Here is a 22,853-nt window from a genome sequence, read left to right on the forward strand (position 1 = left end):
GGGTTTTCGTGCTGCCTTCCCCTATCCGACCTCCCTCTCCCGAGGAGTGCCAGCCATGAGCCCCAAAGGCCAACCGTCAGCGGTTAACTCCGGAACCAGCCCCGCCGGCACCGTCTCATCCCTTGATGGATTGCGGCGGTCCCTGGGTGAGGACCGGACCTTCGCGCGGGTCAGGCCAGAGGCTTCACGGGCCTTCAGCGAACGCAGCAGCGACTACCAGATCAGCGCCCCCACAGGCTTGAGGGCTGCGTTGTTGGCGGAAATGGCCGACGGCCTCGCCTCCCAAGCTCTTGAAGACAGCGCGGTGGTTTTGGCCGTGACGGCCACGGGCCGCGAAGCCGAAGATCTAACAGAGGCTTTGGCGGCCTATCTTCCGGCGGACTCGGTGGCGGCCTTCCCCAGCTGGGAAACCCTGCCGCACGAAAGGCTCTCGCCGCGCTCGGACACGGTGGGCCGCCGGCTCTCAGTCCTTCGCCGCTTGGCCCACCCGGAGGGCTCGACGGCGGGTGCCCTGCGGGTGGTCGTGGCGCCGGTTCGCGCTGTGGTCCAGCCGGTCGTGGCGGGCCTTGGGGAACTGGTCCCGGTGACGTTGAGGGTGGGGCAGGAAATGCCCTTCAGCGACGTGGTACGCCGCCTTGCCGACGCTGCCTACTCGCGCGTGGACATGGTTACCCACCGTGGCGAATTCGCCGTCAGGGGCGGTATTTTGGACGTGTTCCCACCCACCGAGGACCACCCGATCAGGGTGGAATTCTTCGGCGACGAGGTGGACCAGATGCGCTGGTTTGCTGTGGCAGACCAGCGTTCGCTCTCCGGTCCGGCCGTGCACCACCCCACCGAATTGCACGCCCCGCCCTGCCGGGAAATACTCATCACGCCGTCGGTGATGTCCCGGGCCGCCAAGCTCAAGGCCGAGATGCCGGCCGCCGCGGACATGTTGGAAAAGATCGCGGGCGGCATCGCCGTCGAGGGCATGGAGTCCCTGGCTCCGGTCCTGGTAGACGCGATGGTGCCTTTCGTGGACCAATTGCCGGCAGGTTCGATCGGGGTGGTCATCGAACCGGAGAAGGTCCGCACCCGCGCGCACGACCTCGCGGCCACCAACGAGGAGTTCCTCGAAGCGGCCTGGTCCACGGCGTCCGACGGCGGGGCCGCGCCCCTCGATCTCGACTCAGTATTGGGCTCCCAAGCCGCTTCAGCTTTGCATGCGGCCAGTTTCCAATCCTTGGCGGACACCCGGAGCGCAGCGCTGGCCCACGGCGTGTCCTGGTGGTCCATCACGTCCTTGGCGACGGACGAAGAACTGGTCCTCGACATCGACGTCCTGAACCTGCATGCCCGCGAACCGCGCGGCTACCAGGGCGACGTCGCGGAGATGCTCGAATTCATCGGTTCCCACGTGCGGGACCAATGGCGCATTGTGGTGGCCACGGACGGGCCCGGGCCTGCCCAGCGTCTCGCTGAATTGTTCCATGATGCTGACATCCCGTGTTCCCGTGTCGACTCCCTGGCCCACGAACCCCAGGCCGGCATCATCGAGGTGACCACTGCCGCCGTCGGGCGCGGTTTTGTCTTGGACGGCCTCAAGCTGGGGCTGCTCACGGAGGCGGACCTCCTGGGCCGCACGTCGGCCGGGTCCACGAAGGACATGCGGCGCATGCCCTCCAAACGACGCAACGCCGTGGACCCCCTCCAGCTGCACGCCGGTGACTTCGTGGTCCACGAACAGCACGGGATCGGGAAGTTCGTGGAGCTGATCCAGCGCAAGGTGGCCGGCTCCTCTGCTGGGCCCTCCGGGGGAGATGCCGGTCTTCGCGAGTACCTCGTCCTCGAGTACGCGGCGTCCAAGCGCGGCGCCCCCGGCGACCGGCTTTTCGTGCCCACGGACCAGCTGGACCAGGTGACCCGCTACGTCGGGGGCGACACGCCGTCGTTGAGCAAGATGGGCGGGGCGGACTGGGCGAGCACCAAGTCCAAGGCCCGCAAGGCCGTCAAGGAAATCGCGGGCGAGCTCATCAGGCTGTACTCGGCCCGAATGGCCTCGCGCGGGCACGCCTTCGCTCCGGACACGCCGTGGCAGCGGGAGCTTGAGGAAGCCTTCCCGTATGTGGAGACGCCGGACCAGCTCACCACCATCAATGAGGTCAAGGCCGACATGGAGCGCGAGATTCCCATGGACCGTCTGGTCTCCGGCGACGTCGGCTACGGGAAGACCGAGATCGCCGTCCGCGCCGCGTTCAAGGCCGTGCAGGACGGCAAACAGGTTGCGGTGCTGGTTCCCACCACACTGCTCGCCCAGCAGCATTATGAAACGTTCACCGAGCGCTTCTCCGGATTCCCTTTGCGCGTCAAGCCGCTGTCCCGGTTCCAAGGTACGAAGGAAGCCAAGGAGACCATGGAGGGAGTCAAGAACGGCACCGTGGATGTGGTCATTGGAACGCACCGCCTGCTGTCCAAGGACTTCGAGTTCAAGGACCTCGGCTTGGTGATCGTCGATGAGGAGCAGCGCTTCGGTGTGGAGCACAAGGAAGCCCTCAAGAAGATGCGCACCAACGTGGATGTCCTAGCCATGAGCGCCACCCCCATCCCGCGTACCTTGGAAATGTCCCTCACCGGTATTCGCGAAACGTCCACGCTTGCCACACCGCCGGAGGAGCGGCACCCGGTGCTGACGTATGTTGGGCCGTTCACCAACAAGCAGACCTCCGCGGCGATCCGGCGTGAACTCATGCGCGAAGGCCAGGTGTTCTTCGTCCACAACCGTGTGTCCTCGATTGAGCGCATCGCCGCCCAGATCCGGGAACTCGTCCCAGAAGCCCGCGTTGAAGTGGCGCATGGGCAGATGTCCGAGAGCCGCCTGGAAAAGATCATCGTGGACTTCTGGGAGAAGCGCTTTGATGTCCTGGTCTGCACCACCATCATTGAGACCGGCCTGGATATTTCCAATGCCAACACCCTGATTGTGGACGGCGCGGATAAGTACGGCCTCTCCCAGCTCCACCAGTTGCGTGGCCGCGTGGGCCGTGGCCGCGAACGCGCCTACGCCTACTTCCTCTACCCCTCCGAGAAGCCCCTGGGTGAAGTGGCGCTCGAACGGCTCAAAGCCGTCGCGGCCCATAACGAGCTTGGCGCGGGCATGCAGTTGGCCATGAAGGACCTCGAAATCCGCGGTGCCGGCAACCTCTTGGGCGGGGAACAGTCCGGGCACATCCAAGGAGTCGGCTTCGATCTGTACATCCGGCTGGTGGGCGAAGCCGTCGCCGAATACCGCGGCGAGGCCGAAGAGAAGGCCGCCGACATGAAGATCGAGCTGCCAGTCAACGCCCACCTGCCGCACGACTATGTGCCGGGAGAACGCCTGCGGCTGGAGGCCTACAGGAAACTGGCTGCGGCCATCACGAACGAGGCCATCGACGAGGTACTGGCAGAACTCGTGGACCGTTACGGTGAGCCGCCGTTACCCGCGAAGAACCTGATCGCCGTCGCGCGCTTCCGGGTGGGTGCCCGCGAAGCGGGACTGTCCGACGTCGCGCTCCAAGGCAACTTCATCCGTTTCTCGCCCGCCCAGCTGCCCGAATCCAAGGTCATGCGGCTCAACCGCATGTACCCTGGCTCGCAGACCAAGCCGGCCCTCGACGCCGTGCTGATCCCCAAGCCCAAGACGGCGAGGATCGGCGGCCGCGACCTGCAGGACGCCGAGATCCTGGAGTGGGCCAACACCGTGATCGAAGCTATCTTCTTCTCGGCTTCGCCGACGTCCAGCGCTTCGCAGACCGCAGGCTAAGCGATGATGGGAGGACACCACGCCGCGTCCGGGGCCGCGGCGTGGATAGCTATTGCTTCAACCGGCCCGTACGCCTTGGGCTGGTACCCACTGGACGCCACTGGAATCCTCATCGGAGCGATGACGACGGCGGGGACTGCTTTGGTGTGCGATTGGGACCACCGCTCAAGCACCATCGCCCATTCGCTGCCGCCACTGTCCAACGTGATCGCCGTCGGGATCGAGAAGGCCAGCGGAGGGCACCGCCAGGGAACCCATTCGCTGTTGGGCGCCTCGGCTTTCGTGGTGCTCGCCGCCATGGCTGCCCAGTTCCAGCTGGATACTCCCGTGGGCCGTTTGTCCGTTGGCGCCGGGCTGTTGTGCATGTTTATGATCAACCTGGCCGCCAAAGCCCTCAAGCTGTTCCCGAACTCGGGGTGGATCGCCAACTGGGTCTTCGCGCTAGCCATGGCCGGGCTGGTCACGTGGTTCGCCCCGCATCAGTGGAGCTGGCTACCGCTATCCATGCTCACCGGCGTCGTAATCCACATTGTGGGCGACATGATCACCACCGGGGGAGTGCCGCTGCTGTGGCCCATCGTCATCAAGCCGCCGAAGTTCTGGCGCAAGCTGCCCCTCGTCAGCGGGATCTGGCGGGCCAACGGCGCATTCTCCATCCCTTTGCTTGGCAAGGCCGGTTCCCGGCGGGAATGGCTGGTCTTGATTCCCGTGAGCGGCTACGCCATGGTTGGACTTGGCCTGGCGGCGTGGGCATTGCTCCGGAACCAGTGGCCGGCACTCCTTGCACTCTTGTTGGGCCTAGGTGGTTGACCGACCGTTTCGATCACCGCTTCTGACCATCTTTGCGCGACAACGACAGCGACACGCCTTTTTGGGGCGAGTCGCCGTCGTCCGCGTTCAAAGGGGTCAGAAGTGGTGGAGTCGCGCTTAAACTACGGTGGCCCCGGACCAAGTCCGGGGCCACAGCTTTTGCGGTTAAGTCCTAGCTTTCGCCAGCCGAGTTGGAGCGGCCGAGGATGGTCTGCGGGATCCAGAACGCGAGGCCAAAGAGGACCAGGCAGATGGCCATCGGCCAAGTGTTCTCCAGCGTCAGGAAAGTCAGGGAATAGATGGCGCCGAGGAACAGGGCCATGCTGATCACAAAGAGCAGAATGCTCTGGCCCAGGGGGTTCTCTTTTTCGATGGGCTGGCTGGTGTTCTGGGACATGCTTTCCTCCTCGGCCCCGGGGGGCTCAAAAACTATGGCGGCTGCCGGGAAACTCAGTACGCGGATGAACCTTGTTCACCTTTGACGATGGCAATTCCGGAGCTCGCACCGATACGTGTTGCACCAGCAGCAATCATAGCCTGTGCATCGGCCAGGGAACGTACTCCACCGGACGCCTTGACGCCGAGGTCCGGGCCAACTGTCTTGCGCATGAGCGCGACGTCTTCCACCGTGGCGCCGCCACCGTTGAAACCAGTTGAGGTCTTGACGAAGTCCGCCCCCGCCTCCACCGATGCCTCGCAAGCCAGGATCTTCTGCTCGTCATTCAGCAGGGAGGTTTCGATGATGACCTTGAGGATGGCTCCGCCGGCGTGGACCGCCTCCGCTACGGCCGTGATGTCATCCACCAACGCGCCTTTGTCCCCGGCGCGGGCCGCGGCGATGTTGATCACCATGTCGATTTCATCCGCACCATCCAAAACGGCACCACGTGCTTCGAAGGCCTTGACGTCGCTGGGAGTGGCGCCCAGCGGAAAACCGACAACCGAGCAAGTGAGCACTCCGGAACCCTTGAGTGCTTTCGTGACGGTCTTGACCCAAATCGGATTGACGCACACCGACTTGAACTTGTACTCGGCCGCCTCCGCACAGACCTGGCGCACCTCGGCTTCGCTGGCCTCTGGTTTGAGGAGAGTGTGGTCGATGTATGAAGCGATGCTTGCACTATTGTCCAGTGCTGTGGAGGCTTCGTTGCTCATGGAGGTCCTTCCGTGGCGGGCCCGGTGTGCCGCAAGGGTCGCGGCTCGTCAAATGACCATCTTGCCACACTGCCCGGCTGCCGTGGAGGCTCCCTCGGACGGCCGGGCGGGCTGGGTATTGGCCCGCCACAGGCCGGCCCAGGCCGCCCGAGCCGCCTCAGGCCGCGGCGACGGCGGAGCGTGCGGAACGCGGGGACTGTGTGGGGCTGGAAGTGCGGAACCTGGCGTCTTCCTCAAGCCGGGTGGCGCAGTGTGCCGCTGCGGCATTCGAGGACAAGACGAGCCCAAGGCGCATGCCGTCCCGGGATGCGGCGTCGCCGATCGCCCAGATGCCCGGCACCGAAGTGGCGAAGTCGCGCCCCACCCTGATGCCGCCGTCGGGCGCTGTTTGCAGGCCCGCACTCCCAGCGAGCCCGTTGCGGGGGAGCCGTTCCTCGGCGAGCACCACAAGATCGCCGTTCATGCTGCTCCCGTCTTCGAAGACGATCCCGGTAGCCGGCAGGGCCGAACCAGCGACGGAAGGCATGACGGCAGCTGGACGCAAGGTGGTACGGATGGGCCGGACTCCGCGGGCACGCAGCACCGCCTCGGCCTGGCCGGCTGCCGGACCGGTACCAACCAAAATCCCCAGCGGGCGACGGCCCAGGACCCGGGTGATGTCCTTGACCGCGGTGCCGATCTGTTCGGCGTCGTCGATGGTGGAGTAGTTCAGGCTGCGCGCGGCGCCTTGGACCGGCGGGAACATGGGGGAGGAGCCGGTGGCAATCACCAGCTGATCGTAGGGGAACTCGAGGCCCTCGGTAGTGGTGACCGTGCGGGCCTGGACATCGATGAAGCTCGCGGCCTGGCCGAAACGCACGGAGACCTGGGGGAGGGCGGCGAGCTCCAGGAGCGCATCGGGGCCCTCGTCGCGGTTGCTCAGCACTGTGATGGTGCCGAGGAACGATGCCGTTCCCGGCTGTCGCGAAGAGCTACTCCCAGTCAGCCGGCGGACCAGGGCCTGGGCTGCGGGCCCGGCTCCTGCGATGACGAGGTGGACGGAGCCTGCGGATGGGGTGATGGACATGGTGGGTCCCTTCGCTGAACTGAGTTGTGGTGGATGTGCCTGTGCCCAGCGTAGGCGCGGGGTTTTTCAGTAGTGTTTCCCTGTTGTTGCCATTTGGCGGTGGCCTGTTCCCTGATGGTTACCAGCCGGTAATGAGCTGGGTCACACGCGGCCGTCTGGGCATAAACCCGGCGCGGCTATGGCGCTGTGCGGGAGCGGTCCGGAGGCGCCAACCACTCCTGGCCCTGACCGAGCCCAACTACGCTGTCCATTGTGCCTCCGCCGCGGAGGGCGGCCGCACCTGCTTCCGTGGAAGCCGTGAGGAACCATGCCTCGAAGTGGTCGTCCAGGACGCAATGCGCTTCGGGAAGCCACGCGGTAAACACTGGCTTGGGTGCCACGCCGAGGGTTTTCAACGGGGCGACGCCGGGAGCGTCGCCCAGGACGAGCCGCGCCTTGGCCTGCCTGCCGTAAGCGACGTTCGCGGTGCCCTCGACATAGCTGTTGGACTTCCATAGCATCCCGCGGAAGGCGCAATAGTTGGAGACCGCGAGCCTCACCGGGAGCCCGACCGGAGCGGGCTGTTCGATTTCGATGTAGCAGCCCAGCATTCCGTCCTGGTCGTACTGGGCCGAGACCGTAGTGTCCGTGATGACGAAGTCGAGGTTGGCCTGGTGCTTGGGCATGCCCCAGATTCCCTTGCCGCCCTTGACTGAGATTTCGGTGCTGACCGGTAGGTCCACCACGAATTGGCCAAGCCCGAACGATTTCTGGAAAATGAGCGGCAGGAGCGGCGGAACGGGCCGGCTGCCGTGGGTGACCGCGATGGCCAGGGAATATTCGATGTATTTGCCGATGTCCGTCGACGTGCAATTGACCACAGTGACCATCAGCAGCCCTTTGCCGCCAAGGCTGAAGGGGCGCATTTCCTTGCCGGGAAGCAGTCCGGCAGCGGCGCGTTTGTTGATGGGAAAGGCCGCCATCAGCATGGGGAAGTCGTTCGAATTGAGCGGCATGGCGTACTTGATGCCGTCCACTTCGGCGTACTGGCCGGTGAGTTCGATCTGGCGGCGGGGCACCAGGGAGGGGAGTACCCTGTGGAGGGATCTGTGCATCGCCGCGTGCAGCTGTGCGAAGTTTTTCATGGCCGTTCCTCCGGACCAAGAGTGAATGTACGGCCATGTTCCCACCGGGCCGGGAACCTGTCCATGATGTGGAATTAGCGCCTGGGCGCCGCCGTTGAGTTGCGGACTACCAACTCAGGTGTGAGGCGCTCGTCCGCGATGGGAGCATCGGGATGGTTGAGCCGGTCCATGGCCACGGCTCCGGCGACGCTTCCCAGTTCCATCGCGTGGAGGTCCACCGACGTCAGGTCGATGCCGTGGAGCCGGCCGGTCCGTGAGTTGTCATAGCCCACCAGCGACAGGTCCCCGGGAATGGCCAGGCCCCTGGCGTAGGCGGCTTCGCGTGCCGCCATCGCGAACTGGTCATTGTGGGTGAAGATGGCTGTCGGGCGGTCCGCGGCGTCAAGCAGTTCAGCTGCGGCACGCTGGCCGGCATCTTGCGTGAAGTCATCGGCCGGCACGGTCCAGGGAACGAGGCCCGCACCGCGCATTGTCTTCTCATAGCTTCTTCGGCGGACCGTGTGGCCGTCATAGTCGGGTCCGGCAAGATGGGCGATCCGGGTGTGTCCAAGGCTGAGGAGGTGTTCGGTGGCGGCGCGCGCGCCGGCGTCGTCGTCCGAATACACGCTGTCGACGCCGGCCACCGGACGCGCGACGCTGACGATCGGGACTATTTGCGCCAGTTCCCGCACTCGTTCGTCCGGGTCCAGCAGCGTTGCTGCGATGATGATCCCCACCCGCGCCTCGATCAGCGAATCCACGGCTCCCGGGTCCACGCCGTCGATCGGCTGGGAGACGCTCAGGATGAGTCGGTTGCGGGCCTGGGGGAGTGCCATCTGTACGCCACTGAGGATGTCGGCGTAGACCTCGTTGTGGATGTCCATCAAATAGAGCCCGACGGCGGAGCGATGCTTGCGTGCCAGATCGGCAGCGGCCGCATTTGGTCGGTAACCGAGACGTTTTGCCGCGTCGAAGATGGCCCGTTTCGTCTCGCCGCTGACACCAGGGGCATCGCGGAAGGCGAACGACACGAGTGTGCGGGAGACGCCGACTTCACGCGCAACATCGCTCTGGGTTGCGGGACGGTACTGTCGGTCAAAGCCCATGCCCTCATCTTCCCACGGCGAAGAAGTCTCAATTAAGTCATTTGTTAGATTGACCTTACATTTAAGTCTTTCGCGCGTTAGTCTGTTATTCAGAGCGGGTGTATGACCCGCATCACAAGACAAAGGAGTCCTGATGTCTGCTACGCAAAGCCACAGGGGAGTCGGCAGCGCAGTCGCGCTTCCTCCCCTGACCAGCGGCCCGCATCGTAAGCGCCTTGGCCTGGTCGCCCTGATCGCCACCTTCGGTGGCCTGTTGTTCGGCTATGACACTGGTGTCATCAACGGGGCGCTCAGGCCAATGACGGCCGAACTCGGCCTCACCCCGTTCACCGAGGGAATCGTTGCCAGCTCGCTCGTCTTCGCCGCGGCGATCGGCGCGCTCTCGGGCGGCCGCATCTCCGACGGGTGGGGGCGCCGCAAGACAATCATCCTGCTGGCCGTGCTGTTCTTCGCCGGCACCTTGGTGTGCGTGTTCACCCCGAGTTTCGGAGTGCTCGTCGTCGGTCGCGTCCTGCTCGGCCTCGCCGTGGGTGGCGCCTCCGCGGTGGTCCCGGTGTTCCTGGCGGAGATGGCCCCGTATGAGATCCGCGGCTCCCTGGCGGGCCGCAACGAGCTCATGATCGTCGTCGGTCAGCTGGCGGCCTTCGTCGTCAACGCCATCATCGGCATCGTGTGGGGCGACATCCCCGGCGTGTGGCGCATCATGCTTGCGGTCTGCGCGTTGCCGGCGATCGCGCTGTTCTTCGGGATGCTCCGCGTGCCCGAGTCGCCGCGCTGGCTCGTGGAGAAGGGCCGGCACCATGAGGCCCTCGCGGTACTGCGGTCCGTCCGCTCCGAGGACCGTGCACTTGCGGAGCTCGGCGAGGTCGAGAACGTCGCCAAGGAGGAGCAGGAGAGCCAGCAGATCGGCTGGCGTGCGGTCTTCAGCAACAAGAACCTGTTCCGCATTCTGCTTGTGGGAATTGGCCTGGGCGTCGCCCAACAGCTGACCGGCATCAACTCGATCATGTACTACGGCCAGACGGTGCTCGTCGAGTCGGGCTTCAACGAGAGCGGCGCGCTCATTGCGAACATCGCGCCCGGCGTGATCGCCGTGATCGGCGGCGTCATCGCTTTGTCGCTGATGGACCGGATCGACCGTCGCAAGACCTTCATCCTCGGGCTCACGCTGACCACCAGCTGCCACCTGCTCATCGGGTTCGCCTCAATGATGTTGCCCGTGGGCAACCCGATCCGCCCGTACGTGATCCTCTTCCTGGTGGTTGCCTTCGTCGGGTCCATGCAGACGTTCCTGAACGTCGCGGTGTGGGTCTACCTGTCCGAGGTCTTCCCGCTGCACATGCGCGGCTTCGGTACCGGCGTCTCGATCTTCTTCCTCTGGGTCGTGAACGGTTTCCTCTCGCTGTTCTTCCCGTCGCTGGTCGCGGGGGTCGGGATCACCGGCACCTTCTTCCTTTTCGCCGTCGTCGGGGCGCTGGCCCTGATCTTCGTCGTCAAGCAGGTCCCCGAAACCCGTGGCCGCACCCTGGAAGCACTCGAGGAAGACGTCACCACCGGTGCCATCTACCTCGTCCACAAGAACCAGGGTTAGACGCGGAGCCGGTAACCTCTCTTCACCACGGTTTCCACGAGCTTTCCGTCGGGCAGCGAGGACCGCAATCGGCTCACCGTCATGTCCAAGGCATGCACCGAGCCACGCAATTCCAGAAGATCGGAAAGCGCCTCGCGGGACAGCACAGCACCCCCGGCTCCCAAAAGCGCCCGCAGCAGGAGCAGCGGAGCCGGGGCCAGTTCCACCACGGAACCATTGATCTTCAAACAGCGGCCGCGCAGCTCGATGTTCCCTGAGGGAGTGTCGAGCCGGCGGACATGGTTCAGGGCCAGATGTTCGGTGACGAGGCGGATGAGCGCGCCCATGCGGTAGCGGTCCGGGATGAGGGGGGCGAGTCCGGCGTCGATCAGCGGCTGTGCGGTGACAGGCCCGACGGCGGCAACGGTCACCTGGGTCTTGAGGGCCTCGATCAGCTGGCGGTACATGCCCATTTCGTGGGCCGTGCTCCACATGGCGTCTACCGCCGGTGCGCTCGTAAAGGTGAGTACATCCAAGTCTCCACTGCACGCGGCTTCGATCAGGCGCGGCAGCTTGTCTTCGCCGTCGGGCTTTACCCAGCGGTACGGAGTGACGGTGAGGACCGTCGCGCCGGACATCCGGAGGCGCTCAAGCTGGCGGACATCGGTGTAGCCGTGCAATTGCACGGCTACGGTCTTCCCCCGGACGCCTTCCTGAAGGAGCATGTCCACCAGTGTGGCGGTGGTTTCGTCACTGCTGATCCCGACGTCGGCAAGCCCTGCAGCACGGACCGCACCCCGGGCTTTCGGTCCCCGCACGAACATGCGGCAGGCGGCCAGGACGTCGAGAAGTTGCTCGCCGATGCCGAAAGAGTCCGCAGCCTCGCACCAGCGCCGCATGCCGTAGGCGGTGGTGGCGATGCAGATATCGGGCTTGGCCGCGATGATCGTTTTCGTGTCCTCGATGAGCGTGATGTCTTCCTGGACCGGCGCGATCTTCAAAGCCGGGGCATGCAGCACCGAAGCACCCCGCCGTTCTAGCGCCTCGATCAAGTCACGCGAACGCCTGTGAGAAGTCACTCCGATGCGGAAACCGTCCAGCGGGGCATCGTCGTTTGGTCCGGGGGTGGCCAACGGCGAGCCTGCATCGATGGAATCAAGGGCATTCAACGTAGTCATGTGTGTTCTTTCAGGCTTCAAGGAGGGAAGCTGCGAGTCGGTTTAGGTCTGCGGAGGCTTCGGCATGATTTCGGTTGGCTTCAGCCACCCGGACCACCTCGCCGATGACCAGGACGGCCGGGTTGGTGCAGCCGGCGGCTGCGCTTTCGATGGTGCCGAGTTCGGCGATGGTGGTGCGTTGTCCGGGGCGGTAGCCGCGTTCGACGACGGCCATAGGCATTGCGGGGTCCATTCCGGCCCGGCGGAGCCCGGCGGCGAGCTGCGGGAGGGTGCCGATGCCCATGAGGACCACGATGGTCCCGCCGAGCCCGGCCAGATGCGTGTGCTCTTTCTCGGTCAGCGGTGCGTGGCCGGAGACCACAGTGAACATGTGGCTGACCTCGCGGTGCGTGACGGGAATGCCCGCAGCAGCCGGGACCGAGATGGCGCTCGTGACGCCGGAAATGACCCGGACGGGGACACCCGCCTGGACGCAGGCGCTGACTTCCTCGCCGCCGCGGCCGAACACATAGGGGTCACCGCCTTTGAGGCGAACCACGTTCTTGCCCGTCAGGGCGGCGTCGACCATGAGTTTTTCGATGTCGCATTGGGCGACTTTGTGGTGCCCTGGTCGCTTGCCGACGTCCACCAGTTCCGCGGACGTCAGTTGCGCCAGCTCCGCGTAAGGGGCGAGCCGGTCGTAGAACACGACGTCGGCGTCCCGCAGCGCGTTGACCGCGCCAATTGTCAGTAGGTCGAGGACGCCGGGGCCGCCGCCGACCAGGGTGACGTGGCCCGGCTCGCCAGCTGCCGGTTCGGTGGCGACCGGGATCCCGGCTGTGCGACAGCGCTCAAGCAACGGCTCCCAGCCGGACTGGCCGTCGTCGACGGCCGCGACGAGGAAGGGGCGCTCGGGCAGCGGGCCGTCGTCCGGTCCGCCTTCCGGAACGCTGAGCCGGTGCACGACGGCGCCCGCGGCTTCGTAGCGCCGGACGGCCTGCCGTGCGGAGTGGGCCGAACCGGTGACCAAAACGTCGCGGCCTGTGAGGTCGATGGTGAGCTGCATGGCTTTTTTGCTCCTTATTCCTGGCCGCGGACGGGGATCGTGCTGGCGATGAGGACGCCGCCTTTTTCCTCGTTGGTGGCGGGGCGGATTTGGCCGCGTTCGGGGACGAAGGTGATGGCTTCGTCCTTCTGGTCGGGGGCGTTGACGAAGGAGCGGAAGCGGCGCAGGCGTTCAGGGTCCTTGAGGGTTTCGGCCCATTCGTCCTGGTAGGTGTCGATGTGGCGGGCCATTGCGGCTTCGAGGTCGGTGGCGATGCCGAGGGAATCGTGGACAATGACGTCTTCGATGTGTTTGAGGCCGCCTTCGAGTTCTTCCTGCCAGCGCGCGGTGCGTTGGAGCCGGTCGGCGGTGCGGATGTAGTACATGAGGTAGCGGTCGATGTATTTGATCAGGGTGTCGTCGTCCAGGTCCTGGGCGAGGAGTTGCGCGTGGGCGGGCAGGAAACCGCCGTTGCCGCCGACGTAAAGGTTCCAGCCTTTGTCGGTGGCGATGACGCCGACGTCCTTGCCGCGGGCTTCTGCGCATTCGCGGGCGCAGCCGGAGACGCCCATTTTGAGTTTGTGCGGGCTGCGCAGGCCGCGGTAACGCAGTTCCAGGTTGATGGCCATGGCGACGGAGTCCTGGACGCCGAAGCGGCACCAGGTGGATCCCACGCAGGATTTCACGGTGCGCAGGCTCTTGCCGTAGGCCTGTCCGGATTCGAAGCCGGCGTCGACGAGTTCCTTCCAGATCTCCGGGAGTTGTTCGAGGCGGGCGCCGAACATGTCGATGCGCTGCCCGCCCGTGATCTTCGTGTAGAGACCGTACTTCTCCGCGACGGCGGCAATGACGCCCAGGCCCTTCGGCGTGATTTCACCGCCGGCGATGCGCGGGACCACGGAGTAGGTGCCGTCCTTTTGCATGTTGGCCAGGGCGCGGTCGTTGGTGTCCTGCAGGGTGCCGCGCCCGGCGCCCAGGACGTATTCGCTGTTTTGGCTGGCCAGTATGGAGGCGATGGTGGGTTTGCAAATGTCGCAGCCGGCGCCGGTGCCGTATTTGGCCAGGATGTCTTCGAAGGAGTCCAGTTCCAGGACGCGGATGGCGTCAAAGAGTTCCTGGCGGGAGAGGCTGAAGTGCTCGCAGAGGGCCTTGGAGACTTCGATGCCGGACTTCTTCAGCTCGCCTTCGAGGAGTTTCTTGAGCATCGGGACGCAGGAGCCGCACTGGGTGCCCGCCCGGGAGCATGTCTTCAGCTCGCCGAGTTCCCGGACGGGGGCGTTGCCCTCGCAGGAACCGCAGCCGTTGATGGCATCGCGGATGTTTCCGGCGGGGACGTTGTTGCAGGAGCACAGGATCGCGTCGTCGGGCAGTTCGGTTTCGGGGGCGTCGCCGCCGGCGGCGGTGAGGTAGGCGCCGGGTTCGGCGGGGAGTTCGCGTCCGAGGAGGGGGCGCAGGCTCATGTAGGGGGTGGCGTCGCCGACGAAGATCCCGCCGAGCAGGGTCTTGGCGTCGTCAGTGGTGACGATTTTCTGGTAGACGCCACGGGCGGGGTCGGCGTAGACGATTTCCAGGGAGTGCTCGGTTGTGGCGAACGCGTCACCGAAGCTGGCCACGTCCACGCCGGAGAGCTTGAGCTTCGTGGCGGTGTCGAAGCCCGGGAACGTGGCCTGGCCGCCGTGCAGGCGGTCGGCAACGATCTCGGCCATCGTGTTCGCCGGGGCCACGAGCCCCAGGCACATGCCCTCGAAGTTCGCGACTTCACCGATGGCCCAAATACCGGGGACCGGGGTGGCGCAGTGGTCATTGATGACCACGCCGCCCTTCTTGCCGAGTTCGAACAGCTGGTTTCCGCCGTCCGCGTCGCCTTCCGCAGCGCGGAACAGCTCATCGCGGGGGCGGATGCCGATCGACGCGACGACCATGTCGGCGGGGATGATGCGCCCGTCCTTCATGAGGACGCCGGTGACCTGGCCGTCGTCGTCGGACAATACTTCGGCGGGGTAGGTTCCCGTAAGGACTTCGAGTCCCTTGGCAGCGACCAGCCGGCCCAGTGCCTGGCCGGCGCCCTCGTCCAGCTGGGCGTTCATGAGCCAGCGTGAACCGTTGATGACGGTGGCCTGCGCGCCCAACTCCATGGTGCCGGCTGCTGCTTCCAAGCCGAGGAGACCGCCGCCGATAGTCACGGTCTTGACGGTCCGGCCCAGCTTCTCCGTCAGTTCGGCAATGGCCTTGTTGATGGCCCAGACGTCGTCGAGGGTGCGGTAGACATGCGCGAGCTCGCCGCCGGGAAAGGGGAGCTCTGCCGCGTCCGAGCCGGTGGCCACCACCAGGTGGTCGTAGTCGTAGCTATTGCCGGCCGCCGTTTCCACGGACTTGGCTTCGGGGTTGATCTTGACGACCCGCTCGCCAGTGCGCAGATGCAGGGAATCGTGGTCCCACATGGACATGTCGCCCAAGGTGAGGTCATAGTCCACATCGGTCAGCGCCTTGCTCAGCGTGACCCGGTCATACGGAACGTGCTCTTCCTCGGTCAGGACCGTGACGTGCCAGCCCTCGAGACCGCGGGTATGCATGGCATCGGCAAAACGGTGGGCCGCAGGGCCCCCGCCGGCGACAACAATACGGCGCTGGTTTTCTGGGGTGGAAGTGTGTCCGGTCACTGGTGGCCTTTCGCATACGCCGCAGAACGTGCTCCGCAACTTGTCACTTCAGACTACGGACGGGCAGTTTCTCTTCAGTTTCCCTTTTGTTTCGTGGTCTTAACTTCTGGGTCACGATTGGATGTCGGGGCGTGTGAGGTCTCTTTTACGCACCGGACACATTGACTGCATTCCAGTGAAACACTCCCCGCCTACCTTGAAGGTATGGCCGCCTGGCGGCCAACGCCTGAAAGGAAAGGACAGCATTTGTCCGGCCGCAGGCATAGCGAGAGGGGTTGACATGACCGTCATTCTGGAACGGGAAGAACAACTGATGAGCGCGCCGACGGCGTCCGGCTGGCACCGTGTATGCCCATTGGACGAGCTGGAACCGGCTTGGGGCGAGGCAGCGTTGATCGACGGTGTGCAGGTGGCGCTCTTCCGCGTCGACGCCGAAAATGTCTACGCAGTTGCCCAGCAGGACCCTGCAACCTTGGCCAACGTCATGGCCCGCGGCATCACCGGTTCCCGGGGATCACGCCCCACTATCGCTTCGCCGTTGCACAAGGAGGTCTACGACCTGCAGACCGGTGAGTGCTATTCCAACCCCGGGCTCCGGCTCCCGGCATTCAAGACCCGCATGGTTGACGGCTTCATCGAAGTCGAGGTCTAGCTCAGAGGCCCAGGGCCTCGCGGACGTCGGCGAGTATGTGGTCCAAAGTGGTCCGCGCGGCGTGCCGGGTTTCTGCGAGTTCCGCCGCGGAACCGACCGACTTGATGACCTCCAGGTAGCACTTGAGCTTTGGCTCGGTGCCACTGGGCCGGATGATGACGCGGCTTAGGTCCTTGGTCAGGTAGAGGAGGCCGTCCGTTGGCGGAAGTTGTTCGCTTCCCTCGGCCAAATCCACAAAGGTCTCGATGGCGGAACCGCCAAAGGACTCCGGCGGATCGGCCCGGAGCCGGTTCATCATGGCGTCCAGCAATCCAAGGTCCGCCACACGGATGCTGAGTTGGTCACTCGCATGCAGGCCGTGCACCAGGTAGATCTCGTCCAAGGTGTCGAAGATCGTCTTTCCTTCGGCCTTGGCCGCCGCCGCCAGTTCGGCGATGAGCAAGGAAGCGGAAATGCCATCCTTGTCCCTGACGAGTTCGGGCGCAACGCAGTAGCCCAAAGCTTCCTCGTAGCCGTAGACGAGTCCGGGCACGCGGGAAATCCACTTGAATCCGGTCAGCGTTTCCTCATGGGCGAAGCCAGCCGCCGCTGCGATGCGGGAGAGCAATCGGGACGAGACGATTGAATTGGCAAAAACGCCCCGGGTCGCGTCGCTTTGCCGAACGTCGGCGGCGTGGCGGGCCACCACATGTGCCCCAAGGAGGGCGCCTACTTCGTCGCCCCGCAACATCCGCCAAGCACCTGTATCGGGATCCTGCGCCGCTACAGCCGCGCGGTCGGCGTCGGGGTCGTTGGCTAGCACGATGTCGGCACCCAAGCGTGCAGCTGCTGCCAAAGCCAGGTCCAGTGCGCCGGGCTCTTCCGGGTTGGGGAAACTGACCGTGGGAAAGTCCGGATCCGGCGCTGCTTGCTCTTCCACGAGCGAGACGTCCATGAAGCCCGCCGCATTGAGTACCGACACCGCAGTCTCACCACCCACGCCATGCATGGGGGTCAAAACGATCTTCAGCTCACGGGCCGGGAAGTTTTCGACGTCGGCCAGGCCGGCCATCGCGGCCTCATACTCGCCGGTGATGGTGCGCGGCAGCTCAGTCCAGCCGGATTCAGCCAGTTCGATGGAGTCCAAAGGCCCCACGGCTTCGATGCTTGCTGCGATCTGCGAATCGTAGGGTGCCACGATCTGGGACCCCCGGCCGCTTTCCTCCACGGCACGGCCGCCCAGGTACACCTTGTATCCGTTGTCCTGCGGCGGGTTGTGGCTCGCTGTGACCATGACACCGCCGTCGCAATCCAGGGAACGGACCGCGTAAGCCAGTAGTGGGGTCGGAAGCGCCGAAGGCATCAGGAAGGTTTCGATTCCTGCGGCCGTGAAGATGGCGGCAGATTCGAGTGCGAAGACGTCCGAGTTGTGCCTCGCGTCATAGCCGACGACGGCGCGCGGCCGGGTTCCGGGGGAAGCTGCCTCAACGGCGTCCTTGAGGAAGGCCGCCAGACCTGCTGCTGTCCGCCGCACCACCATGCGGTTCATCCTGTTGGGACCGGGACCGAGGGCGGCTCGGAGTCCCGCGGTACCGAACTGCAGCGTTCCGTTGAAACTGTCTTCAAGCTGTTGACGGGCTGCAGCGACGCCCATGGAAGCGAGTCCGATCAGTTCGGACAGTGCTGCTGCAGTGACCGGGTCCGGGTCCTGGGCCGCCCACTCGCCGGCGTCGGATATCAGCTTTTCAAATTCGGCATCGCTCGATGTCATAGGGATAAAGCTATCGTCAAAGAGAATGAATGCCGAGGTCAAGGCCTATGTCAGCCGTCACAGTATGGCCACTCCACCCCAACTGACTCGCATTAGTTGTCGTTATGAGGCGTCTAAACGACAACTAATGCGAGTTAGTTGGGCTGCTGGGCGTCAGGGTTGCATCCGCGTGCTGGTGAGTACGAAGCTCGCCGCGCCGCCCGCGCTGAAGGCTGCGGCAGCAGTGTTGTCCCACTGCGGGAAGAAGATGTCCGAGATGACTACCGAACCGTCTTGTGTGAAGACCTCCACGGACGAGGAATCAAGGAGTATGCGGAGACGGACCTTGCCGTCCTTCATGGGCACGGAGGCTTGGTGGTAGGGGCTGAATTTCGGCGAGAAGTTGGAGGTTCCGGCCGCGGAGCGGTCCACTTTCAGGGTTTGGCTTGCGCGGTTGTACGAGATCCGGAGGCTGGCCTTCCCGTCCGCCGAACCCCGCAACACAATGCCGGCGTCCGTGGAGTCCGCAACGTCCAATTCGGCGTCGATCAGCTGGGTTCGGGACCCAAAGTCGCTGCCGAGGGATTCCATGGAGTCGGTGACGGTGAGGTTTTTGCCATGTACTTCACTGGTCTTGGTGTTCGTGAGGGCATCCGCGGCAGCCTGGGCGATGGTCGAACGGAGCTCGAAGCGGCTTCCCGTAGCTACGAGAGTGAGTTGGCGGGGGATGGCCATGGATCCGCGCCACGGGGTGCTTGGGACGGACTGCGCATAGTCCCAATTCCCCATCCAGCCGAGCAGTACCGGCTTTCCACCAGGAGCCGCTGTGATGGTGTTGGCCGCGTAGAAGTCCGCTCCGTGGTCAAGCCATTGCGACTCCGTCAGAGGGTCACCCGGCTTTGCCGCGTTTTCTGCCGTGAACCGTGTGCCGTCGAAATCGCCAACGAAGTACTGCATGCCGGAGCCTCCCGCGATGCCTCCGGGGTTGATGCTCAGGATCATGACCCACTTCTTCAGCCCGCTGCCGCCGTCGACGTCTATCTGGAGCAACTCGGGAACTTCCCAGAGGCCGCCCTGGGCGCCTACTCCCGAGAAGTCGCTAAGGAAATTCCAGTGCAGCAAGTCCGTGGATTTGAAGAGTTTCACCACTTGGGCGTCAGCTACCACCGTGGTCATGACCCAGTATTTACCGGGCTCGTACCAGGTGATCTTGGGATCCCGGAAGTTGTTCGACGCCGGCTGCAGGCTGAGCACCGGGTTGCCCTTGTACTTGGTCCAGGACTTCCCATGGTCCAGGCTGTAGGCCACGGACTGGGCCTGGCTACCCTTTGGCAGAGCCCCGCCGTCGCCGTATGAGCTGGTGTAGACGGCCACCAGAGGTGGGTTTTCAGCGGTGCCCAGGCCGGAGGCGTTCTTGGTGTCCGGAACGATGGCGCCGGAAAAGATCTCCTCACTAGCGGAGCCTTCCAATGCCACCGGCTGCTGGGTCCAGTGCACCAGATCGGTGCTGGTGGAGTGGCCCCACGACATATCTCCCCAGAAGTTGCCGTGCGGATTGTGCTGGTAGAACGCGTGATACGTGCCGTTTTCGTAGACAAGCCCGTTGGGATCGTTGATCCAGTTTTGCGAGGCAGTCAGGTGCGCGGCAGGCCGCCACGGGTCCGATTCGGACGGCGCCGGGCCAGCCATTCCGACGGCGGTGCCGCCGGCGGACGGTAGGTTCGCCGCGGACGGCGAGGCGTCCGGCGTCGGGGTACAGGAGCTCGCGAACATTGCCAGAACGACGGCGACGACGGCGAGTGCCGCCTTGCGGGCGGGCCGGGACGGGCGCTGGGGAGAGTGGAGCATGGGACTTCCTGGGTTGTGGAGCGGGGCGCCCGGGGTGAACCGGGCGCCCCATAATTGCCGGGCAGGCAGCAAATCCTCTCCCTGCCCGGCTGGTTTTGACTGTGGCCTACTTGTAGAGGCCTTCCCCGCCGACGCGCACGTTGGTGGGGAGGTAGCCGAACGGGCCGAGGCCGTTCTTGCCGAAGCTGCGGTCAACCTGCGTCACGCCACCGGCGAAGTTGATCTTTACCGTGGGGGAGAGGGACCCTCCACGGACTCCGTCAACGTTGTCGATGAATGACTGCACCAGGCCGCCCGGCTGCACGTAGTGCGAGTAGGCCTGGAACTGACGGCCGTTCTGCTGCGCCGACTGGGTGCCGCTCGGGTTGTTCGCCGGGAGGTTCAGGTCGGTCGGCGAGCCGAGCGCGAGTCCCGAGTTGTTCACGGGCTGGAAGTCCGAACGGACACCGTTGCCGACAAAGCCGTAGACGCCGTCGGGACCACGCATGCCGTCGGCGTAGGTGAACTGGTGGCTGATGGTGAACAGGTAGTACTTGTTCTTGCCGTTTTCATTCTGGATGAAGATCTGTGGGCGCTCAGTCTGGTCGTTGACACAGTTGGCGGACAGGATCGGCGGCAGGAAGTGCCACTGGGTCAAGTCCTTGTTGTCCGCGACGGCCAGGCCGACGCTCGCCGTCTGGAACCAGGAACCAGTGGTGGTGTTGACCGTGTTGGTGTTCTCGGCGTGGGGATCGCCTTGCTGGTAACCAAGATCAGCATCGGTGCACTTGTAGGAGCCGCGGTTTCCGGCGGTGTTGCCTTCGAAGACCATGAAGGTCTGGCCGGGGTGGGCCGGGTCCTCGAAGGTGTACGGGTCACGGAAGGCAAAACCGGCGTTCTGGGCCTTGGTCTGGTACAGCTTGCCGTCCGGCTCGAGCAGCTTGGTGTGCTGGAAGCCGTCGAAGGTCACGCCGTTCTTGTCGGCGTGGATATTGCCGAGGGCCTTGGCGATGACTGCGTCCGGAGCGATCCCGCCGCCGCCCGCGTTGCGCTCTGCACGGTCGTAGAACGTGGTGGCCGTGTAGAACACATTGACGTGGTCACCCTGCATGAGGCGTGTGGATCCGGACCATTCGGTGTTGCCGATGGAAGTGTTGTCCAGGAACAAGTGCCCGCCGTAGTTCCACTTGTCCTTGGCGGGGTCTGCGTTGGTCTTGCGGAAGAAGTAGCCGATGCGGGCGTTCCAGTGGCGCTGGTCGAAGCCGTAGCCCGCGTGGCGGTCGGCGACGAGGGAGAAGATGACGTCCCAGCCCTTGTAGCTGATCTGGTTGGCATTCTGGTCGGTCAGGGACCAGGTGTCCCAGACCCACACGTCGTCGTTCATGGCCGGGAAGTCCTTGGGAATCTCCGGCATGGTGACGTTGGGGCTCATGGAGTCCTGGCCGGCGGTCACGTTCGGGTTGCTCTGGGCCATGATCTGCTTGGCATCCGCCCGCGTCCACTTGGACGTGAAGTTTGCTGCGGGATCAAATGCATCCTGCGTGTGGACCGTCGGCAACGGGAATCCCGGCGTCGGGGCCGGCATTGTGGTGGCCGGCTTGTCGGCAGGCAGGTTCGCCTGTGCTGCCGGGGATGCCATGAGCACCGTGGCGGCCACACTGGCGGCGGCCGCAAAAGCGGCTACCGACCGCAGGCGTCGGCGTGGCCTGTTGGGGTTTGAGTGAGATTTCATGCTTGCTCTTCTCGCGGAGGTTGGACTACGTGGAATGGGCGCAAGCCCTGGTCCGCACTCCGGCGTTCCCGGTAACACCAATGGCGTCGTCAGGAACGCCATCGTGTCGGGTGGATGGGGGATTCTAGGAAGCCCCCATCCTGCGGTCCTGGCACGTCGACTTGCCGGGACCGATCAAAGCTTGACGTGCGCTGGATGCGGTTGCAAACCATGTTTCGAGAGGGCTGGGAGCCTATCGGCCACATGTCAGACATATATGCGCAAGCGTTTACATTTTTACACCGCGCGCGTGCCATGGAAAGCGTGGCGGGTCAAATATTTCTGAATAAATCAGATTTATTTAAAAAGTTCACACGCCATTAACGCTGGGGCGAATTGACTTGACATGAGTCGGAAAATTGCCGTGACGACGTCTGTCACTGGCGGTCTTCGTGGCGGCAAGACTGGCCGGCAAACCGTGGACCGCTCCTACCATCTCGCTTCAGCGGCGTCGCGTCGGATTTTGCTCATTCATTCGAATGGACAAACTGTGGCGCTCCGGAATCTCGCGGCCGCAGCCTGCGACGGACAGAATGATCCAGCAGAATCCGACGGGCTCCCGGCGGAACGCCGCTCGGGCTGGATCCGGAGGTACGTGAACTGGCCCTGACGGGTGATGCAAAACTGCCCGCACCGGATTCCGGCGCGGGCAGTTCGGTTGTGCGTGGTGGCGCTATTTGGCCTTCGTGGGGCGGGATCGCACCAGGGCGGTGACGCCCGCGGCCAGGCCGATGAGGCCGGCCGCGAGGCCGAACCAACCGGCCGTGGATCCTGAATCGTTGGATGTCGTCGACGCCGCAGCTGACGGTGCCGGGGTCACGGACGGGGAGGACGGGGAGGACGTGGGAGCCGCCGATGCGGCTGCATCACTGGCGGTGGTCACGAACGAGGGGGCCGGGTGTTCCGGCTCGGGTTGTCCCTCGACGGTCTTCTCGTCCCACTTCACTACCGTGCCGTCGGTGTACGTTTGGGTCGCTGGCAGCGTTACGGTGGTGCCGGCGTCGGGCAGGACACCCACGGAGATCGAGAACGCCTGGTATTCGTTCTGCCCGATCTGGTGTGCGGCGTCCGCGGTCCAGACGACCGAACTGATCGCTTTGGTCACCGTTGCCCCTGCGACCGTGACGGGTTTTGGCAGGGTGGTGGTGACGAGCTCGGCTGTCCAGCCCTCGACCGGTTTCACGGACACCGAGTTGAAAGGTGTGTCGGTGGGGAGTGAGACTTCGAGCTTGTTGGTCTTGGCCGTCGGGGACTCGTTGGGGACGTTGAAGGTGAGGTGGGTGTAGCCGCCCGCTGCCGGGTCGTCCGGATTGACATTGACGTGTGCGGAGGCGGCTGAGACGCCGAAGGCGAGCAGCCCGGCGGCCATCGTGGCGGCGCAGGCGGTTTTGAGGGTACGGCGGTGGGAGGTCTTCATG

General features: G+C 64.6%; 17 protein-coding genes. 5 read left to right on the forward strand and 12 right to left on the reverse strand.

What is annotated here, in order from left to right; translation table 11 throughout:
- The first annotated feature begins 55 nt into the window (after positions 1–55).
- Together mfd and NFJ07_RS06520 are read left to right on the forward strand one after the other, a co-directional pair.
- Positions 56–3,784, forward strand: a complete 3,729-nt coding sequence (gene mfd / locus NFJ07_RS06515; RefSeq protein ID WP_269993297.1) for a transcription-repair coupling factor — start codon at positions 56–58, stop codon at positions 3,782–3,784.
- 3 nt (positions 3,785–3,787) lie between these two features.
- Positions 3,788–4,594: a metal-dependent hydrolase gene (locus NFJ07_RS06520; RefSeq protein WP_269993298.1), complete on the forward strand. Its 807-nt coding sequence runs from the start codon at positions 3,788–3,790 to the stop codon at positions 4,592–4,594.
- 172 nt (positions 4,595–4,766) lie between these two features.
- Here NFJ07_RS06520 and NFJ07_RS06525 read toward each other — a convergent pair whose 3' ends face one another.
- The 5 genes from NFJ07_RS06525 to NFJ07_RS06545 form a co-directional block, all read right to left on the reverse strand.
- Positions 4,767–4,991 carry a hypothetical protein gene (locus tag NFJ07_RS06525; protein WP_269993299.1) on the reverse strand — a complete coding sequence of 75 codons (225 nt, stop codon included), beginning with the start codon at positions 4,989–4,991 and terminating at the stop codon, positions 4,767–4,769.
- Positions 4,992–5,044: 53 nt separating this feature from the next.
- Positions 5,045–5,749 (reverse strand): deoxyribose-phosphate aldolase, encoded by a 705-nt coding sequence (gene deoC / locus NFJ07_RS06530; RefSeq protein ID WP_269993300.1) that lies wholly within the window; start codon positions 5,747–5,749, stop codon positions 5,045–5,047.
- A 157-nt stretch (positions 5,750–5,906) separates the two neighbouring features.
- Complete coding sequence (locus NFJ07_RS06535; protein WP_269993301.1) at positions 5,907–6,815, reverse strand: FAD-dependent oxidoreductase; 909 nt, start codon at positions 6,813–6,815, stop codon at positions 5,907–5,909.
- Positions 6,816–6,991: 176 nt separating this feature from the next.
- Positions 6,992–7,939: an acetoacetate decarboxylase family protein gene (locus NFJ07_RS06540; protein WP_269993302.1), complete on the reverse strand. Its 948-nt coding sequence runs from the start codon at positions 7,937–7,939 to the stop codon at positions 6,992–6,994.
- Between the two features lie 74 nt (positions 7,940–8,013).
- Entirely contained in the window at positions 8,014–9,024 is a 1,011-nt protein-coding gene (locus tag NFJ07_RS06545) for a LacI family DNA-binding transcriptional regulator (protein ID WP_269993303.1), read from the reverse strand.
- Positions 9,025–9,157: 133 nt separating this feature from the next.
- Here NFJ07_RS06545 and NFJ07_RS06550 point away from each other — a divergent pair, with 133 nt between their 5' ends.
- On the forward strand, positions 9,158–10,615 hold the full coding sequence (locus NFJ07_RS06550; protein ID WP_269993304.1) for a sugar porter family MFS transporter: 1,458 nt from the start codon (positions 9,158–9,160) through the stop codon (positions 10,613–10,615).
- Here the strand turns inward: NFJ07_RS06550 and NFJ07_RS06555 are convergent.
- Genes NFJ07_RS06555 through nirB form a run of 3 tightly spaced genes read right to left on the reverse strand, consistent with a single transcriptional unit; the run spans position 10,612 to position 15,456 of the window.
- Positions 10,612–11,772 carry a uroporphyrinogen-III synthase gene (locus NFJ07_RS06555; RefSeq protein WP_269993305.1) on the reverse strand — a complete coding sequence of 387 codons (1,161 nt, stop codon included), beginning with the start codon at positions 11,770–11,772 and terminating at the stop codon, positions 10,612–10,614. The two genes, NFJ07_RS06550 and NFJ07_RS06555, sit on opposite strands and share 4 nt — an antisense overlap.
- A gap of 10 nt (positions 11,773–11,782) precedes the next feature.
- On the reverse strand, positions 11,783–12,817 hold the full coding sequence (gene cobA / locus NFJ07_RS06560; protein ID WP_269993306.1) for a uroporphyrinogen-III C-methyltransferase: 1,035 nt from the start codon (positions 12,815–12,817) through the stop codon (positions 11,783–11,785).
- Between the two features lie 14 nt (positions 12,818–12,831).
- Entirely contained in the window at positions 12,832–15,456 is a 2,625-nt protein-coding gene (gene nirB, locus NFJ07_RS06565) for a nitrite reductase large subunit NirB (RefSeq protein WP_269993307.1), read from the reverse strand.
- A gap of 280 nt (positions 15,457–15,736) precedes the next feature.
- Between nirB and nirD the strand changes: the two genes are divergently transcribed.
- Positions 15,737–16,108 (forward strand): nitrite reductase small subunit NirD, encoded by a 372-nt coding sequence (nirD, locus tag NFJ07_RS06570; RefSeq protein ID WP_269993308.1) that lies wholly within the window; start codon positions 15,737–15,739, stop codon positions 16,106–16,108.
- A 1-nt stretch (position 16,109) separates the two neighbouring features.
- Here the strand turns inward: nirD and NFJ07_RS06575 are convergent, their stop codons facing one another.
- The 3 genes from NFJ07_RS06575 to NFJ07_RS06585 form a co-directional block, all read right to left on the reverse strand.
- The gene (locus NFJ07_RS06575) at positions 16,110–17,858 is read right to left on the reverse strand and encodes a phospho-sugar mutase (protein WP_269993309.1); all 1,749 of its coding nucleotides are present in this window, start codon (positions 17,856–17,858) and stop codon (positions 16,110–16,112) included.
- A 153-nt stretch (positions 17,859–18,011) separates the two neighbouring features.
- Complete coding sequence (locus tag NFJ07_RS06580) at positions 18,012–19,685, reverse strand: glycoside hydrolase family 32 protein (protein WP_269993310.1); 1,674 nt, start codon at positions 19,683–19,685, stop codon at positions 18,012–18,014.
- A 106-nt stretch (positions 19,686–19,791) separates the two neighbouring features.
- Positions 19,792–21,396 (reverse strand): glycoside hydrolase family 68 protein, encoded by a 1,605-nt coding sequence (locus NFJ07_RS06585; protein WP_269993311.1) that lies wholly within the window; start codon positions 21,394–21,396, stop codon positions 19,792–19,794.
- A 385-nt stretch (positions 21,397–21,781) separates the two neighbouring features.
- On the opposite strand from NFJ07_RS06585, the gene NFJ07_RS06590 reads away from it, so the two are divergent.
- Complete coding sequence (locus NFJ07_RS06590) at positions 21,782–22,045, forward strand: hypothetical protein (RefSeq protein ID WP_269993312.1); 264 nt, start codon at positions 21,782–21,784, stop codon at positions 22,043–22,045.
- 63 nt (positions 22,046–22,108) lie between these two features.
- On the opposite strand, the gene NFJ07_RS06595 is transcribed toward NFJ07_RS06590, so the two are convergent.
- Positions 22,109–22,852, reverse strand: coding sequence for a YcnI family copper-binding membrane protein (locus tag NFJ07_RS06595; RefSeq protein ID WP_269993313.1), 744 nt, complete (start codon positions 22,850–22,852; stop codon positions 22,109–22,111).
- Position 22,853 lies beyond the last annotated feature (1 nt).

This window comes from Arthrobacter sp. B2a2-09 (assembly GCF_027587375.1).
Lineage (GTDB): Bacteria > Actinomycetota > Actinomycetes > Actinomycetales > Micrococcaceae > Arthrobacter.

Bases quoted from the DNA above. Each gene is read 5' to 3' on its own strand.
- mfd (WP_269993297.1), top strand. From the start codon at position 56: ATGAGCCCCAAAGGCCAACCGTCAGCGGTTAACTCCGGAACCAGCCCC.
- NFJ07_RS06520 (WP_269993298.1), top strand. From the start codon at position 3,788: ATGATGGGAGGACACCACGCCGCGTCCGGGGCCGCGGCGTGGATAGCT.
- NFJ07_RS06525 (WP_269993299.1), bottom strand. From the start codon at position 4,991: ATGTCCCAGAACACCAGCCAGCCCATCGAAAAAGAGAACCCCCTGGGC.
- deoC (WP_269993300.1), bottom strand. From the start codon at position 5,749: ATGAGCAACGAAGCCTCCACAGCACTGGACAATAGTGCAAGCATCGCT.
- NFJ07_RS06535 (WP_269993301.1), bottom strand. From the start codon at position 6,815: ATGTCCATCACCCCATCCGCAGGCTCCGTCCACCTCGTCATCGCAGGA.
- NFJ07_RS06540 (WP_269993302.1), bottom strand. From the start codon at position 7,939: ATGAAAAACTTCGCACAGCTGCACGCGGCGATGCACAGATCCCTCCAC.
- NFJ07_RS06545 (WP_269993303.1), bottom strand. From the start codon at position 9,024: ATGGGCTTTGACCGACAGTACCGTCCCGCAACCCAGAGCGATGTTGCG.
- NFJ07_RS06550 (WP_269993304.1), top strand. From the start codon at position 9,158: ATGTCTGCTACGCAAAGCCACAGGGGAGTCGGCAGCGCAGTCGCGCTT.
- NFJ07_RS06555 (WP_269993305.1), bottom strand. From the start codon at position 11,772: ATGACTACGTTGAATGCCCTTGATTCCATCGATGCAGGCTCGCCGTTG.
- cobA (WP_269993306.1), bottom strand. From the start codon at position 12,817: ATGCAGCTCACCATCGACCTCACAGGCCGCGACGTTTTGGTCACCGGT.
- nirD (WP_269993308.1), top strand. From the start codon at position 15,737: ATGACCGTCATTCTGGAACGGGAAGAACAACTGATGAGCGCGCCGACG.
- NFJ07_RS06575 (WP_269993309.1), bottom strand. From the start codon at position 17,858: ATGACATCGAGCGATGCCGAATTTGAAAAGCTGATATCCGACGCCGGC.
- NFJ07_RS06580 (WP_269993310.1), bottom strand. From the start codon at position 19,685: ATGCTCCACTCTCCCCAGCGCCCGTCCCGGCCCGCCCGCAAGGCGGCA.
- NFJ07_RS06585 (WP_269993311.1), bottom strand. From the start codon at position 21,396: ATGAAATCTCACTCAAACCCCAACAGGCCACGCCGACGCCTGCGGTCG.
- NFJ07_RS06590 (WP_269993312.1), top strand. From the start codon at position 21,782: ATGAGTCGGAAAATTGCCGTGACGACGTCTGTCACTGGCGGTCTTCGT.
- NFJ07_RS06595 (WP_269993313.1), bottom strand. From the start codon at position 22,852: ATGAAGACCTCCCACCGCCGTACCCTCAAAACCGCCTGCGCCGCCACG.